This is a genomic window from Kitasatospora sp. UYEF31, from assembly GCF_057291755.1.
Window position 1 is genome coordinate 19,738 of record NZ_JBXAWK010000011.1, and the last position, 15,064, is coordinate 34,801.

Here is a 15,064-nt window from a genome sequence, read left to right on the forward strand (position 1 = left end):
TTCAGGTTGGGGGTTGTTCGTACGGTAGTCACCCATTCGGGCACCGGTCCACCGGCGCGGGGGGTGACGTGCCGGTATGCCCTGTCGATTTGTCGCCAACGGGCGGTCACGGTCCGGCCCGGGCGCCGCGCGGCCGTCCGCTGTCCGCCGGTGGTGAAGGCCGGTGGTGGAAGCCGGTGGTGAAGGCCGGTGGTGAAGAACAGCACACCCGCCGGCAACGCCCGCACCACCGGGCACCGGGCGCACCAGCCCGTCCGTCTGCCCGCCGACGGGGCGGCCAACCGGCGTTTGTCCCCCGGAGAGGGCACCCGGGGCCGGTAGACTCACCAGTCGTACGAGCGCGCAGACGGCATCCCGCAAGTCCCGGTTCCGGGCAGGACCGCTGGTGTTTCCGCAGGTGGGAGCCCTGACAGAGGCGTCCTGCGGTCATCCGCTCCGTACGGGCAGACGCAATCGCAGACCCCTCGGAGGGAACCGAACCGTGAGTGACTCCTTCGTCCATCTCCACGTCCACACCGAGTATTCGATGCTGGACGGCGCAGCCCGGCTCAAGGAGATGTTCAAGGAGGTCAAGACCCAGGGCATGCCCGCCGTGGCGATGACGGACCACGGCAACATGATGGGCGCCAACGCCTTCCACCGGGAGGCCGTCGCCTCCGGTGTGACCCCGGTCATCGGCATCGAGGCGTACGTCGCCCCCGAGGCCCGCGGCCAGAAGAAGCGCGTCACCTGGGGAAACCCCGGCCAGAAGGCCGACGACGTCTCCGCCCGCGGCGCGTACACCCACAAGACCATCTGGGCGCGGAACAAGACCGGCCTGCACAACCTCTTCAAGCTGACCAGCCGGTCGTACGCGGAGGGCTGGCTCGTCAAGTGGCCCCGGATGGACACCGAGATCATCGCCGAGCACGCCGAGGGCCTCATGGCCACCACGGGCTGCCCCTCCGGTGAGGTCCAGACCCGGCTGCGCCTGGGCCAGTTCGACGAGGCCGTCGCAGCCGCCGCGAAGTACCAGGACATCTTCGGGAAGGAGAACTACTTCCTGGAGATCATGGACCACGGGCTGTCCATCGAGAAGCGCGTCCGCGACGACCTCATCAGGATCTCCAAGAAGCTGGAGATCCCCCCGGTCGTCACCAACGACTCGCACTACACCCGCGAGTCCGACGCGCTGGCCCACGACACCCTGCTGTGCATCCAGACCGGCAAGACCCTCGCCGACCCGGACCGCTTCCGCTTCGACGGCACCGGCTACTACCTCAAGTCGGCCGCGGAGATGTACGGGATGGACCAGTCCGACTCCTGGCAGGAGGGCTGCCGCAACACCCTCCTGATCGCCGAACGCGTCGACCCCGCGGGCATGTTCGACTTCCACAACCTCATGCCGCGCTTCCCCGTCCCCGAGGGCGAGTCCGAGGACAGCTGGTTCACCAAGGAAGTCTGGCGGGGCATGGATGAGCGCTTCCCCGACGGTTTCGACGAAGAACACCGGGCCCGTACCGAGTACGAGCTCCAGATCATCATCCAGATGGGCTTCCCCGGCTACTTCCTCGTGGTCGCCGACTTCATCATGTGGGCCAAGAACAACGGCATCGCCGTAGGCCCCGGACGTGGCTCCGCCGCCGGCGCGATGTGCGCGTACGCCACCGGGATCACCGACCTCGACCCGATCCCGCACGGCCTGCTGTTCGAGCGGTTCCTCAACCCCGAGCGCGCGTCCATGCCCGACGTCGACATCGACTTCGACGAGCGCAGGCGCGGCGACGTCATCCGCTACGTGACCGACAAGTGGGGCTCCGACAAGGTCGCCCAGATCGTCACCTTCGGCACGATCAAGGCCAAGGCCGCCATCAAGGACTCGTCCCGGGTCCTGGGTTATCCGTACGCGATGGGCGACCGGATCACCAAGGCGTACCCGAAGGACATCATGGGCAAGTCCATGAACCTCGCGGGCATCACCGACCCGAAGCACCCGCGCTACGGCGAGGCCGGTGAGGTCCGGGCGCTCTACGAGAACGAGCCGGACGTCAAGAAGGTCATCGACACGGCCATGGGCATCGAGGGCCTGATCCGCCAGCCCGGCGTGCACGCGGCCGGCGTCATCATGTCCGCCGAGCCCATCGCCGACCACATCCCCGTGTGGACCCGGCACACCGACGGTGTGGTGATCACGCAGTTCGACTACCCGACCTGCGAGTCGCTCGGCCTGCTGAAGATGGACTTCCTCGGCCTGCGCAACCTCACGATCATGGACGACGCCCTCAAGGCCATCGAGGCCAACAAGGGTCTGAAGATCGAACTGCTGAAGCTGACCCTGGACGACCCGAAGACGTACGAACTGCTCGGCCGCGGCGACACCCTGGGCGTGTTCCAGTTCGACGGCGGGCCGATGCGCTCGCTCCTGCGCCTGATGAAGCCGGACAACTTCGAAGACATCTCCGCCGTCTCGGCTCTGTACCGCCCCGGCCCCATGGGCATGAACTCGCACACCAACTACGCGCTGCGCAAGAACAAGCAGCAGGAGATCACCCCCATCCACCAGGAGCTCGAAGAGCCCCTCGCGGAGATCCTCGGTGTCACCTACGGCCTGATCGTCTACCAGGAGCAGGTGCAGAAGGCCGCGCAGATCCTGGCCGGCTACTCCCTCGGCGAAGCCGACATCCTGCGCCGGGTCATGGGCAAGAAGAAGGCCGACGAACTGGCCAAGAACTTCGTCCTGTTCGAGGCCGGCTGCAAGAAGAACGGCTACTCCGACGCGGCGATCAAGGCGGTGTGGGACGTCCTGGTCCCGTTCGCCGGCTACGCCTTCAACAAGGCGCACTCCGCCGCGTACGGCCTGATCTCCTACTGGACCGCCTACCTCAAGGCGAACTACCCCGCCGAGTACATGTCGGGGCTGCTCACCTCGGTGCGCGACGACAAGGACAAGTCGGCGGTCTACCTCAACGAGTGCCGCCGGATGGGCATCAAGGTGCTGCCGCCGGACGTCAACGAGTCGGACGCCAACTTCACGCCGCAGGGCGACTCCCAGGTCCGCTTCGGCCTGTCGGCGGTCCGCAACGTCGGCGAGAACGTCGTCGAGTCGATCGCCCGCAGCCGCACCGCCAAGGGCCGCTTCACCTCTTTCCCGGACTTCCTGGACAAGGTCGAAGCGGTCGTGTGCAACAAGCGCACCGTCGAATCCCTGATCAAGGCCGGGGCGTTCGACGAAATGGGGCACACCCGCAAGGGCCTGACCGAGCGTTACGAGAACATGATCGACGCCGTGGTGGCGGTCAAGCGCAAGGAGGCCGAAGGCCAGTTCGACCTGTTCGGCGGTGACGACGACAGCGACACCCCGGCCTTCGGTCTGGACGTCGAGTTCTCCACCGACGAGTGGGAGAAGTCGCACCTGCTCACCCAGGAACGCGAAATGCTCGGCCTCTACGTCTCCGACCACCCGCTGTTCGGCATCGAGCACATCCTCAAGTCGAAGTCCGACGCGCCGATCGCGGCGTTGGGCGGCGACTACCAGGACGGCTCGATCGTCACCATCGGCGGCATCATCTCCGGCCTCCAGCGCAAGATGACCAAGCAGGGCAACGCCTGGGCCATCGCCACCGTGGAGGACCTCGCCGGGTCGATCGAGTGCATGTTCTTCCCGCAGACCTACCTCCTGGTGTCCACCCAACTGGTCGAGGACACCGTCGTCTTCGTCAAGGGCCGCCTCGACAAACGCGAGGACGTACCGCGCCTGGTCGCGATGGAGATGACGGTCCCCGAACTCTCCGAACTGGACCCGACCCAGCCGCTGGTGATCAACCTGCCGGTCTCCCGGATCGTGCCGCCGCTGGTCGCCCAGCTCAAGGAGGTCCTGGGCAGCCACAAGGGCAAGACGGAGGTACGGCTGCGCCTCCAGTCGCCGGGCCGCAACGTCCTGATGCGCCTGGACCCCGCCCTGGCCGTGGACCCGTCGTCGGCGCTCAAGAGCGAGCTGAAGACGCTGCTCGGCCTGGGCTGTCTGGCCTGAGACGGTGCCCCCACCCCGGTTTCGCTGTCAGCGTATTTCCGGATTCACCGGGCGGACCATGAACTGTCCGATTCGCACCCCCGCCTTCCGTGGTGGTGCCACTCGGGACGCTCCGCCTCCGTCGCTTGCGCCGCAGGGACGTCCGCCGTGCCAGCATGGCGGCGTCGGTGGACACGGAAATACGTACGAGGGGACGGACGACATGCCCAAGTGGGCCAGACAGGCCGGGAAGTTCGGCATGGCGGCGGCCAGGGGTGGACGGCGCCTCCAGCAGGCCGGGCGGGACGCGGACCGGGCGGACGCCGCCCGGGGCCCCCGCCCCGCCCTGGAAGAGTCGGACGTCGACACCAGGCTCACCCCGGGCCAGGGCGCGCTGCTGCTGCGCTACCTGGCCGGGCAACTGGTCCTCGGCCGCCTTGAGATGGTCTTCCTGCTGAAATACGTGCTGCTCGTCGTGGGGGTGGTGCTGCTGTTCCTCGGCCCGCTGGCGGTCCTCGGCATCATCCTGCTGGTCCTGTTCGTCCTCGCCGCGGTCGTCCAGTGGGTCATCGCCCGGGCCATCGGCCGGATCGGCGCGTTCAAGCGCCTCGCCCCGGTCGAGGACGAGATCGGCGACGCCGTCACCGTCTGGTGGCCCAACCTCAAACGCGAACTCCACCGCGTCGGCCTGCCACCCCGGCCCCTCATGCTGATGAAGCTGGGCGCCGCGTACGCAGTCCGGCGCATCCCCGCCGACCAGGAACAGGCGCTGCGGGCCATCGACTGGCGCAACGTCCTCCCGCGGGACCAGTGGACCCGGGCCCGCCGCCACCTCGCGAAGGAAGCCGGAACCGGGCGTACGGAGCGCTGACGCAGCACTGACCGACATCCGCGGACAGCCGACCCCGGGCCCGGACAGGGCCCGGGACGGCGTAGAGTCGTGCAGTCGCGCCACCGGCCACCCCCGCCCACCCGCCGGGCCGGCGCGCGGACCCCTGAGAGCAACCGACGATTACCCGGGCCGGACCCGGAGCAGGTGAGCGAAGCGTGGCCATCCTCGACGAGACCGCGACAGCGCGGTCCTCGGCCGACCGCCCGAGCGTTGCGGGCCCGCCCGCCGGCGGACCGTGCTTCACGGTCACCGGCCTGACCAAGTCGTACACCACAGGCCGCCGCAAGGACCGGACGGTCGTCACCGCCAACGACGCGGTCGACCTGACCGTCCGCCGCGGCGAGATCTTCGGGCTCCTGGGCCCCAACGGGGCGGGCAAGACCACCCTGGTCCGCCAGCTCGCCGGCCTGCTCCGCCCCGACTCCGGCAGCATCGACCTGCTCGGCCACGACGTCGTACGGCGCCCTGACATCACCGCGCGGCTCATCGCCTACCTCGGCCAGGACTCCGGCGCGCTCGACGAGCTGACCGTGGCGCTGGCCGTCGAGACCACCGCCCGGCTGCGGGCCCTCCCGGTCGCGCGGGCCCGTACGGCCCGCGACGAGGTGATGGCGGAACTCGGACTGGCGGAACTCGCCGACCGGCCGCTGAAGAAGCTCTCCGGCGGCCAGCGCCGGCTCGCCTGCGTGGCCACCGCGCTGGTGGGCGACCGTCCCGTACTCGTCCTGGACGAACCCACCACCGGCATGGACCCCGTCGCCCGCCGGGCCGTCTGGGCGGCACTCGACCGCCGCCGCGCCCAGGGCGTCACCGTCCTCCTCGTCACGCACAACGTCATCGAAGCCGAAACGCTCCTGGACCGCGTCGCGGTCATCGACGAGGGCCGGGTCATCGCGTGCGACACCCCCGGCGGCCTCAAGGCGATGGTCGGCGACGAGGTCCGGCTCGACCTGGTGTGGCGCGACGAACCACCGCTGGACGTGCCGTGCGTCGCGCTCCTGGCCGGGCAGGCCGTACGGACCGGACGCCGCTGGAGCACCCGGATGGAACCCGCCGTCGCCCGCGAACTGCTCGCGCAGGTCACCTCGGGCCCGGCCTTCGCCGCGCTGGACGACTTCACCCTCTCCACCCCCAGCCTTGAGGACGTCTACCTCGCACTGGGCGGACGCCACACCGGACTCATCAAGGGATGACCGTGAACCCCCAGCCTGTGCCCCCCCGGCCGGTGACACCGCAGCCGGTCAGCCCGCTGACCGCACCCGCGAAGAGCACGCCGGCCCCGGCCGCGGTTGCTCCGTCCGCTCCTGTTGCGTCCGCTCCTGTTCCGTTCGAGCCCGCCCCGGCCGTCCCGCTGTGGCCCGGGCTGGTCACCGTCTACCGCGCCCAGCTCTCCCGGGCGCGCGTCTCGCGCATCCCGCTGCTGTTCGTCGCGGTCTTCCAGTCCGTCGGCATCATGATCCTGATGCGCGGTGTGGTCGACTCCGACAGCGCCCCGGCCCGTGAGGCCGTCGTCGCCGGGTCCAGCGTGCTGGTCGTGGCGTTCGTCGCGCTCAACCTGCTCGCCCAGCACTTCGGCGCGCTGCGCGCGGCCAACTCGCTCGACTACTACCTGACGCTGCCGGTCCGCCCGGCCGCGGTGGTCCTCGGGGTGGCCGCCGCGTACGCGTCGTTCACCCTCCCCGGGGCTGTGATCACCGCGGTCGTCGGCGCGCTGATGTTCCAGCTCCCGCTGCTGAACCTGTGGGTGCTGCTGCTGGTCGTCCCGCTGGCCGGGGCCGCGCTCGCCGGCGTCGGCGCGGCGTTCGGCCTGCTCTCACCCCGTCAGGAACTGGCCACACTCGCCGGGCAGTTGGGCATGTCCGCGGCGCTCATCCTGGGGATCGTCCCGGTGGACCGCATGCCGGAGGTCGTCCGCTGGATGCGTGACTTGCTCCCGTCGTCGTACGGGGTGGACGCCTTCGCCGCGACCTACCGGGACAACCCCGACTGGGCCTCGGTCGCCGGGAACCTCGCGGTGTGCGCGGCCGTCGGGGTGGCCACACTGGCCCTGGCGACGTGGGCGTTCCGGCGCAGCGCCAGAAACTGACCGCGTCCAGTCCACCAAGCGATCGACGATCATGGGATTCTTGACCGTATGACCACGCCAGGGCAGACCGACCCGCTGCACGTGACCGAACCGGAAACGGCGACGGACCGGACCGGAACCGTCCGGGACCTGACCCGCTACCGCGGCGACGCGACCGCCTTCGCCGTCTGCGTCGCCGTGAGCCTCGCGCTCGGCGCGCTCGCCGGACTGGCCTGGGAGAAGATCGCCCCCCGGGTGCCGCTCACAGCCACCCAGGAGGGCGTCTACTCGGTCGCCCCCGAAGCTGAGCACGCCATCGCGCAGGACGGCTGGCTGGGTGTCGTCACCGTGGTCGCCGGGCTGGTCCTCGCGCCGCTGGCCTTCTGGAAGCTGCGCCGCTACGGCGTCGGCACGGCCCTCGGCCTTGGTATCGGCGGACTGGCCGGGGCGTACCTCGCCTACAAGGTCGGCCACTGGACCGGCCCGGACAGTGTGGTCGACCAGGTCAAGCGGATCGGCCTGGGCAAGAAGTTCGACCAGCCCCTCGAACTGCACGCCAAGGGGGTGCTCTACCTGTGGCCGATCGCGTCCCTTGTGGTGTTCCTGGGCCTGAACGCGGGCTTCGGTGACCGCGATGAGAAGCAGTCGGACCAGGCGCCGGCGGTGTGGCCGCCGCAACAGCGGCAGATGTACGGATTCCCGGACGCGCAACGGCCGCCGGCTGCGGGCCCGGACTTCACCAAGCACTAGGCATTGATCTCCGTCAACGCCCGATCGCCGCGCTGACCGCGGCTGTCATCCGTACGAGATCGGCGGGGTTGATTTCGATCTCCAGGCCGCGGCGCCCCGCCGACACGAACACCGTCGGATGCGCTTCGGCCGATGAGTCGACAACTGTGCGCAGACGCCTGCGCTGGCCCAACGGGCTGATGCCGCCCAGGATGTAGCCGGTGGAGCGCACTGCCGCCGCGGGGTCGGCCATCGACGCGCGCTTGCCGCCGACGGCTGCGGCCAGGGCCTTGAGGTCCAGTTTCCCGGAGACGGGCACCACCGCGACGGTCAACGTGCCGTCCACATCGGCGAGCAGCGTCTTGAACACCCGTTCGGGGGCGATCCCGAGCGCGTCCACGGCTTCCCCGCCGTAGGACCCGGCTGCTGGATCGTGTTCGTACGCGTGCACTGCGAAGGGGACCGCGGCCTGTGTCAGCGCGACTGTCGCGGGCGTGCCCTGACCGCCTTTGGCCTTCTTCACCACGCTGACCCTCTGCCTAGTTCGGAGTGGGTGCCTGGAGGACGAAGTCGACGGCCGGCAGCGTCGGGCGCGGCAGCTTTTCGAGCAGTGCGACCTCGCGGCGCAGCAGCCGCAGCTCCTCCCGAAGCCGGGTCGCGGTGTCCGCCGCGCCGAGGAGCCTTTGTTTGTCCGGCAGGTCGAGCACGACCGCCGCGGCGATCAGATAGGACAGGACTGTCGGGTCGGCCGGCAGGTCGGGCAGCTCAAGGCGGGTGCGGCCCTGCCCGGCGAGCAGTGCCCGCTGGTAGGCGGTGAACGCCCGGACGGCGGGCGCGGCGAGCACCGCGGCAGTCTCGCCCGGCTGGTCCTGGAGGTATTCGACCTCGCCGGTCAGGTAGGGCCCGGAGTCGTCCACTGAGAGCAGCCGGAAGCGCGTCGACCCGGTCGCGACGAGGTCGAACCGGCCGTCGGCGTGCGGCTTGAGGGTGGCGATCTCCGCCACGCACCCCAGGTCGAACATGCTGTCGGCGGGGGCGCCGGGCAGGACTCCCGTCTCGGTGCCCGTCCGCAGGGCGAGCACGCCGAACCGGCGCTGCTCCTCGGGCAGGGCGCGCAGGTCGCGCACCAGATGGCGGTACCGCTCCTCGAAGACGTTCAGGGGCAACACCAGGCCCGGGTAGAGCACGGAGTTGAGCGGGAAGAGCGGGAGCCGGTCGGTCACACGGCTCAGCGTAGAGCCTGACCGGCGGGGTGTTTTTCCTTTTACCTGTTGAGGGGCCGGATGTCGCATTGAACCGTCAACCAGGGTTGACGGTATTCGAAGCGTCAACGTAGGTTGACATCATGAGCGAGACCAAGCAACTCGCGGACAACGCGGGCAGTCGCGATCCTGCGGTGGGCCTGACGGCCGTACGGGCTCTGCGCACCCTGGCCGACCGGCTCGAAGAGCTCCAGGTGGGCAACGCGCGGATGCTCGGCTGGTCCTGGCAGCGGATCGCCGCGCAACTGGGTGTGAGCCGCCAGGCGGTCCACAAGAAATACGCGCGCCTCTGGTTCGGAAAGGACGGTGATTGAGCATGTTCGAACGTTTCAGCGAAGATGCCCGGGCGATGGTCGTGCTGGCCCAGGAGGAGTCGCGGCGGCTGGAGAGCGGCCGCATCGGTACGGAGCACGTGCTCCTCGCGCTGCTCCGCCGCCCGGACGCGCCGGTCGCCCGGCTCCTCGCGGACGCCGGGCTCGATCTGGAGTCCTGCCGTACGGCCGCGGCGGGGCTGCGGTCCGCCGGAGCTCAGGAGGAGAAGGACGCCGCGGCGCTTGAGGCGATCGGCATCGACCTCGACGCGGTGCGCGAAAAAGTCGAAGGGTCCTTCGGGCGTGGTGCTTTGAGCGGAAGGAAGAAGGAGGAGTCGCGGCGGGGGCTGTTCAGGCGGACTGCCGTGGGGGCCCGCATTCCGTTCAGCCCGGGGGCGAAGAAGGTCCTGGAGCTCTCCCTGCGGGAAGCGGCCGACCGTAACCACCGCAGTATCGAGCCCGCGCACTTCCTGCTCGCCGTCCTGCGAAAAGGGGACGGTGGCGCGGTGGAGTTGCTGCGCGATCGCGGCGTCGATCTGGCGGGTCTCGGGGCGGATGCGGCGGCGACGCTGGGCTGACCGGACGGCCGCTCGGTGGCCGGGTTGTCTGGCGGCCCAGGCGCGTTGACCATGGGCTTCTTGCGGAATGAAAGGCGCGATTCGGGCACCGGAACCGCAAGAGTCCCATGATCAACTGATTGGTGCGGAGAATGATCACCGCGCAGAGCCGGAATCACTGCCGGTTCAGCACCCGCGTCGCCCCCGTCGCCGCAGCGCCCGCGAAGACCCAGCCGAGCAGGACGAGGACGTACGCAGCGACTTGGTAGACGCCGTCAGGCTTCCAGGCCGTCCCCTGGCCCAGACTGACCACCGGGAGCAGTAGGTCCAGGGTGTAGAAGAACGGGCTCCAGTTCGGCGTCTCGTCCGGCTTGACCGGGTCCGGTGGGTGCGAGGCGAACAGTGCGGTCCCCAGTGCGATCAGCACCCCCAGCCAGGCCAGCGCCCTGGTCGGGCGGTAGCCGTACCCGATCGTCGCATCCTGGAGGTAGCCCCAGAGGCGGCCCGCGAACGGCAGCGTCCCGCGCCGGTTCCGCTGCTTGGCGAGCAGGATGTACCGGGCGTTCTCATCTTCCCCGACAGTCCGGTACGCGGATGCCAGCTGCTCGTACGGCTGCGGTGTGTACTCGGGCACCGCGGACTGGAGCCAACCGAGTCGCTGCTCGACCGTCATCGGCTCACTGGAACCCAGGTACTGGTACGTGAACCCGGAGATCTCCACCTGGCCGGGCCCCTGCGGCCACGAGTCGGGGACGTCGGTGAACCGCTCGACCGTCACCCCGTTGAGGATGATCCGGCCCTTCGCCGGGTGCGAGAGGCGCAGATGCAGGGTCCGCGCCTGCATCCGCCACATCACCAGGTCGGAGCCCTCCTCCTGGCACACGTTCGGCGAATCGATCACACAGGCGTCGCCGAACCTGGCATCGGTCAGCCGGATCGGACCGGTCGCCGTGAACCTGTCACCGCAGTGCAGTGACTGCTCCACCTGCATCGACTGGCCGTCGAGCGCCCGCGCGCCGGGCTGCGGTTCGATCCGGGCAGCGTGGAACACCACCCGGCCGCCGATCCGCGCCCCGCGCAATGACACCGTGCCGCGCGCGAAGAAGGGACCGTGCGCGGTCAGGTCCACACCCACCTGCAAGCCGTCGGCGGCGAGCGCCCGGCCGCGCGGGTCGGGGCCGAGCCGGGTGCCGCGCAGATCGAGGTCCAGGCCGATGTGCGCATCGGTCATCCCGATTCCGCCGCTGATGTGACAGCCCTTGATCTGGAGTTCACCGTCGACCCGCAGCCGGCGGGCGTTGATCTTCGGGATGACGCACCGGACCATCCGTACGGTGACCGCGCTGACCTCCGGGATCGCGATCGACCCTTCGAACCGGCAGTCCCGGAACTCGATGAAGTTGTCCAGGACGGCGCAGTGCAGATCAAGCCGGCCAGTGATCCGCGCCCCGTGCAGCATCAACGTCGGCACATGCCCGGGCACCGGTTCCGGGCCGTGCAGCAGCAGCCGGGCGAGGACCTCGGCGCGTACGGTCCGCGCCGCGCCCCAGTCCGACCCGTACGCCGGGCGCGGGGCCGGCAGGCGGTCCTCCCCGGACGTCACGAACGACTGACTGCGCGACGGGCGCAACGTGCCCGACGCCACCGAGAGGTCGCAGCGCTGCCCGCGCCGGAACGCGGACCAGACCCGGCGCTCGGCGGCACTCAGGTCCGGCGGGTAGTCGTCGGCGTCCCCCGGGACAGGCTCGACGGACAGGCGCGTCGCCGTGTCCACGACGGGAGGAGTCCCCTCGGTCTGTCCCGCTGGACTGTTCGCTGTATCGACTGGACTGTTCGCCGGGTCGACCGGACTGCTGGCCGCGTCGACTGAACTGTTAGCTGCTTCGGACATACGTGCCAACCCCCGATGGTTTCCGCCACGTCACTTGCAGCCTAGACCCGGCCGACAGTGGATATCTGAGCCTGGATACCCACCAGCGGGCGGCCGGTGCGGATCAGCCGCAGATCGGCCGGAGATCCTTAGCGCGTCTCACCTTCCGACACGCGCGGACGCGCCGCTCCCGACGCTCCCTACACTGGGTGGGGTGATCTCCCGTATCGATTTGCGCGGCCCCGCCCTCCCCGAGGGCGCTGCGCTGCGCAACGTGCTGCCCCGTGCCGAAATCGACGTCGAAGCGACGCTGGACAAAGTCCGGCCCATCGTCGAGGACGTGCAGCATCGCGGCACCGCGGCGCTGATCGAGATCACCGAGCGCTTCGACGGCGTACGGCTGACTGATATCCGGGTCCCGGCGCAGGCGCTCACCGACGCGCTCGCCGCCCTCGACCCGGAGATCCGCGCCGCCTTGGAGGAGTCCATCCGCCGGGCCCGCATCGTGCACCGCGAGCAGCGGCGCACGGACGTCACGACCGTGGTCGCGACCGGCGGCACGGTCACCGAGCGCTGGGTCCCCGTCGACCGCGTCGGCCTGTACGTGCCGGGCGGCAACGCCGTCTACCCGTCCTCCGTGGTCATGAACGTCGTGCCCGCGCAGGAGGCCGGGGTGCCGTCGATGGCGGTCGCCTCCCCGCCGCAGAAGGCCCCCGACGATCCACGCTGGGACGGGCTCCCGCACCCGACGATCCTGGCCGCGTGCGCGCTCCTGGGCATCGACGAGGTCTACGCGGTCGGCGGCGCCCAGGCCGTCGCGATGTTCGCGTACGGGGCGGAGCGGGGTGATCAAGCACCGTGTCTGCCCGTGAACCTCGTCACAGGGCCCGGCAACATCTACGTCGCCGCCGCCAAACGCCTGCTCAAGGGCGTCATCGGCATCGACTCCGAAGCCGGGCCCACCGAGATCGCCGTACTCGCCGACGCCACCGCCGACCCGGTGCACGTCGCCGCCGACATGATCAGCCAGGCCGAGCACGACACACTCGCCGCCGCCGTGCTGGTCACCGACAGTGAAACCCTGGCCGACGCGGTGGTCGCGGAGCTGGCGGTACAGACCGCCGCCACCAGGCACCGTGAGCGCATCACCGAAGCCCTGGCGGGCCGCCAGTCCGCGATCGTCCTCGTCGACGACATCGACGCCGGGCTCAAGGTCGTCAACGCCTACGCGGCCGAACACCTGGAGATCCAGACCGCCGACGCGGCAGCGGTCGCCGCGAAGGTGTGCAACGCCGGAGCCGTCTTCGTCGGCGCGTACGCACCGGTCTCGCTCGGCGACTACTGCGCCGGGTCGAACCACGTCCTGCCCACCGGCGGCTGCGCGTGCCACAGCTCCGGGCTGTCCGTACAGTCGTTCCTCCGCGGCATCCACGTCGTGGACTACACCCGCGCGGCGCTGGCCGAGGTCGCCCACTTCGTGACGACCCTCGCCGACGCCGAGGACCTGCCCGCGCACGGCGCGGCCGTCCGCGCCCGGTTCGACTGGAAGGTCCCGCAGTGAGCACGACGGACGGCAGACGGGTGCGGGGTCCCGCAGTGAGCACGACGGACGACAGCCGGGCGAAAGGTCCCACAGCGGGCACCGCCAGCCTCGGTGACCTCCCCGTCCGGGACGAGCTCAAAGGCCAGTCCCCGTACGGAGCGCCCCAACTGGACGTCCCCACCCGGCTGAACACCAACGAGAACCCGCACCCGCTGCCCCCCGAGGTCGTCGACCGCATCGCCGAGCGGGTCCGCGTCGCCGCGCGCGAACTCAACCGCTACCCCGACCGGGACGCCGTCGAACTGCGCACGCACCTCGCCGCCTACCTGTGCCGGACCGCCGACCACGGGCTGACGCACCACAACGTGTGGGCCGCCAACGGCTCCAACGAGGTCCTCCAGCAGCTGCTCCAGGCCTTCGGCGGCCCGGGCCGCACCGCGCTGGGCTTCGAACCGTCGTACTCGATGCACCACCTCATCGCCCGCGGCACCGGCACCGGCTGGACCTCCGGAGCCCGCACCGACGCGTTCGAGATCGACGTCGGGGGGGCACTGGCGCAGATCGCCCGGCACAGACCGAACGTGGTGTTCCTGTGCTCGCCGAACAACCCCACCGGCACGGCGCTGGACGAGAAGACGGTCGTACGGGTCTACGACGCGGCCCAGGCCGCCCGTCCGTCGCTGGTCGTCCTGGACGAGGCCTACAGCGAGTTCTCGCACCGGGGCTCGCTCCTGGGACTGCTCGACGGGCGGCCGAACCTGGTCGTCACCCGCACCATGTCGAAGGCGTTCGGCGCGGCGGGGCTGCGCCTGGGCTACTTCGCCGCCGACCCGGCGGTGGTCGACGCCGTGCAACTCGTCCGCCTGCCGTACCACCTCTCCACGATCACCCAGGTGACCGCACTGGCCTGCCTGGAGCACACCGGCCTGCTGCTCTCGTTCGTCGAGGACCTCAAGGTCCAGCGCGACCGCATCGTCGCCGAACTGACCGCCATGGGGCTCGACGTCACCCCGTCGGACGCCAACTTCGTGCAGTTCGGCCGTTTCCAGGACGCCGACGAGGTCTGGCGACGGCTCCTCGGCCACGGCGTCCTCGTCCGCGACAACGGCGTCCCCGGCATGCTGCGCGTCACCGCCGGCACCGGGGAGGAGACCACCTCCTTCCTCACCGCGATGCGAAACGTCCTCAAGGAGAAGTCATGACACGGGTCGGCCGTGCTGAGCGGACCACCAAGGAGACCTCCGTCCTGGTTGAGATAGACCTGGACGGCAGCGGACAGGTCGAAGTGTCGACCGGCGTCGGCTTCTTCGACCACATGCTCGACCAACTGGGCAAGCACGGGCTGTTCGACCTCACCGTCAAGACCGACGGTGACCTGCACATCGACTCCCACCACACGATCGAGGACACCGCCCTCGCGCTGGGCGCGGCCTTCCGCCAGGCCCTCGGTGACAAGAAGGGCATCCGCCGGTTCGCCGACGCCTCGGTGCCGCTGGACGAGGCCCTCGCGCAGGTCACCGTCGACCTGTCGGGCCGTCCCTTCCTGGTGCACTCCGAGCCGGCGGACATCGCGCCGATGATCGGCCGCGACTACGACACCACGATGACCAGGCACATCCTGGAGTCCTTCGTCGCCCAGGCGCAGATCTGCCTGCACGTGCACGTCCCGTACGGACGCAACGCGCACCACATCGTCGAGGCCCAGTTCAAGGCCCTGGCCCGGGCCCTGTCGGACGCGTGCGTCCTGGACCCGCGCCGCGCCGGAGTCATCCCGTCCACGAAGGGCGCACTGTGAGCACGCTCCGGCACGGCCGGGCGCCGCACGACGGCGGCACACTCCACGACAG

At 70.1% G+C, this 15,064-nt stretch carries 14 protein-coding genes; 11 read left to right on the top strand and 3 right to left on the bottom strand.

The features are described from left to right. The first annotated feature begins 192 nt into the window (after positions 1 to 192). The 6 genes from AC0Z36_RS07820 to AC0Z36_RS07845 all read left to right on the top strand — a co-directional run bounded on the left by AC0Z36_RS07820 (position 193) and on the right by AC0Z36_RS07845 (position 7,695). Entirely contained in the window at positions 193 to 321 is a 129-nt protein-coding gene (locus AC0Z36_RS07820; protein ID WP_485461978.1) for a hypothetical protein, read from the top strand. Between the two features lie 205 nt (positions 322 to 526). Next, positions 527 to 4,009 (top strand): DNA polymerase III subunit alpha, encoded by a 3,483-nt coding sequence (dnaE, locus tag AC0Z36_RS07825; protein WP_485462076.1) that lies wholly within the window; start codon positions 527 to 529, stop codon positions 4,007 to 4,009. Between the two features lie 202 nt (positions 4,010 to 4,211). Then, positions 4,212 to 4,859, top strand: coding sequence for a hypothetical protein (locus tag AC0Z36_RS07830; RefSeq protein ID WP_485461979.1), 648 nt, complete (start codon positions 4,212 to 4,214; stop codon positions 4,857 to 4,859). Between the two features lie 176 nt (positions 4,860 to 5,035). Then, positions 5,036 to 6,073 carry an ABC transporter ATP-binding protein gene (locus AC0Z36_RS07835; protein WP_485461980.1) on the top strand — a complete coding sequence of 346 codons (1,038 nt, stop codon included), beginning with the start codon at positions 5,036 to 5,038 and terminating at the stop codon, positions 6,071 to 6,073. After that, entirely contained in the window at positions 6,070 to 6,966 is an 897-nt protein-coding gene (locus AC0Z36_RS07840) for an ABC transporter permease (protein ID WP_485461981.1), read from the top strand. Before AC0Z36_RS07835 ends, AC0Z36_RS07840 begins: the two co-directional genes overlap by 4 nt. 48 nt (positions 6,967 to 7,014) lie before the next feature. Next, entirely contained in the window at positions 7,015 to 7,695 is a 681-nt protein-coding gene (locus AC0Z36_RS07845; protein WP_485461982.1) for a DUF2567 domain-containing protein, read from the top strand. 13 nt (positions 7,696 to 7,708) lie between these two features. On the opposite strand, the gene ybaK is transcribed toward AC0Z36_RS07845, so the two are convergent. Beyond that, entirely contained in the window at positions 7,709 to 8,200 is a 492-nt protein-coding gene (gene ybaK / locus AC0Z36_RS07850) for a Cys-tRNA(Pro) deacylase (protein ID WP_485461983.1), read from the bottom strand. A 13-nt stretch (positions 8,201 to 8,213) separates the two neighbouring features. Further along, positions 8,214 to 8,906: an LON peptidase substrate-binding domain-containing protein gene (locus AC0Z36_RS07855; RefSeq protein ID WP_485462077.1), complete on the bottom strand. Its 693-nt coding sequence runs from the start codon at positions 8,904 to 8,906 to the stop codon at positions 8,214 to 8,216. Positions 8,907 to 9,019: 113 nt separating this feature from the next. Here AC0Z36_RS07855 and AC0Z36_RS07860 point away from each other — a divergent pair, with 113 nt between their 5' ends. Beyond that, entirely contained in the window at positions 9,020 to 9,250 is a 231-nt protein-coding gene (locus tag AC0Z36_RS07860) for an AsnC family protein (RefSeq protein WP_485461984.1), read from the top strand. Positions 9,251 to 9,252: 2 nt separating this feature from the next. Next, positions 9,253 to 9,825, top strand: a complete 573-nt coding sequence (locus tag AC0Z36_RS07865) for a Clp protease N-terminal domain-containing protein (RefSeq protein WP_485461985.1) — start codon at positions 9,253 to 9,255, stop codon at positions 9,823 to 9,825. Positions 9,826 to 9,979: 154 nt separating this feature from the next. On the opposite strand, the gene AC0Z36_RS07870 is transcribed toward AC0Z36_RS07865, so the two are convergent. Then, positions 9,980 to 11,578 carry an oxidoreductase gene (locus AC0Z36_RS07870; RefSeq protein ID WP_485461986.1) on the bottom strand — a complete coding sequence of 533 codons (1,599 nt, stop codon included), beginning with the start codon at positions 11,576 to 11,578 and terminating at the stop codon, positions 9,980 to 9,982. Between the two features lie 310 nt (positions 11,579 to 11,888). Between AC0Z36_RS07870 and hisD the strand changes: the two genes are divergently transcribed. Genes hisD through hisB form a run of 3 tightly spaced genes read left to right on the top strand, consistent with a single transcriptional unit; the run spans position 11,889 to position 15,012 of the window. Then, complete coding sequence (gene hisD, locus AC0Z36_RS07875; protein ID WP_485461987.1) at positions 11,889 to 13,235, top strand: histidinol dehydrogenase; 1,347 nt, start codon at positions 11,889 to 11,891, stop codon at positions 13,233 to 13,235. Between the two features lie 35 nt (positions 13,236 to 13,270). Beyond that, the gene (locus AC0Z36_RS07880) at positions 13,271 to 14,419 is read left to right on the top strand and encodes a histidinol-phosphate transaminase (protein ID WP_485461988.1); all 1,149 of its coding nucleotides are present in this window, start codon (positions 13,271 to 13,273) and stop codon (positions 14,417 to 14,419) included. After that, positions 14,416 to 15,012: an imidazoleglycerol-phosphate dehydratase HisB gene (hisB, locus tag AC0Z36_RS07885; RefSeq protein WP_485461989.1), complete on the top strand. Its 597-nt coding sequence runs from the start codon at positions 14,416 to 14,418 to the stop codon at positions 15,010 to 15,012. The genes AC0Z36_RS07880 and hisB overlap by 4 nt, the downstream gene beginning before the upstream one ends. Positions 15,013 to 15,064: the final 52 nt, after the last annotated feature.

What these genes read in the sequence shown, in the direction of transcription:
- dnaE (WP_485462076.1), top strand. Translation starts at nt 527, where the DNA reads ATGCTGGACGGCGCAGCCCGGCTCAAGGAGATGTTCAAGGAGGTCAAG.
- AC0Z36_RS07830 (WP_485461979.1), top strand. Translation starts at nt 4,212, where the DNA reads ATGCCCAAGTGGGCCAGACAGGCCGGGAAGTTCGGCATGGCGGCGGCC.
- AC0Z36_RS07840 (WP_485461981.1), top strand. Translation starts at nt 6,070, where the DNA reads ATGACCGTGAACCCCCAGCCTGTGCCCCCCCGGCCGGTGACACCGCAG.
- AC0Z36_RS07845 (WP_485461982.1), top strand. Translation starts at nt 7,015, where the DNA reads ATGACCACGCCAGGGCAGACCGACCCGCTGCACGTGACCGAACCGGAA.
- AC0Z36_RS07860 (WP_485461984.1), top strand. Translation starts at nt 9,020, where the DNA reads ATGAGCGAGACCAAGCAACTCGCGGACAACGCGGGCAGTCGCGATCCT.
- AC0Z36_RS07865 (WP_485461985.1), top strand. Translation starts at nt 9,253, where the DNA reads ATGTTCGAACGTTTCAGCGAAGATGCCCGGGCGATGGTCGTGCTGGCC.
- hisB (WP_485461989.1), top strand. Translation starts at nt 14,416, where the DNA reads ATGACACGGGTCGGCCGTGCTGAGCGGACCACCAAGGAGACCTCCGTC.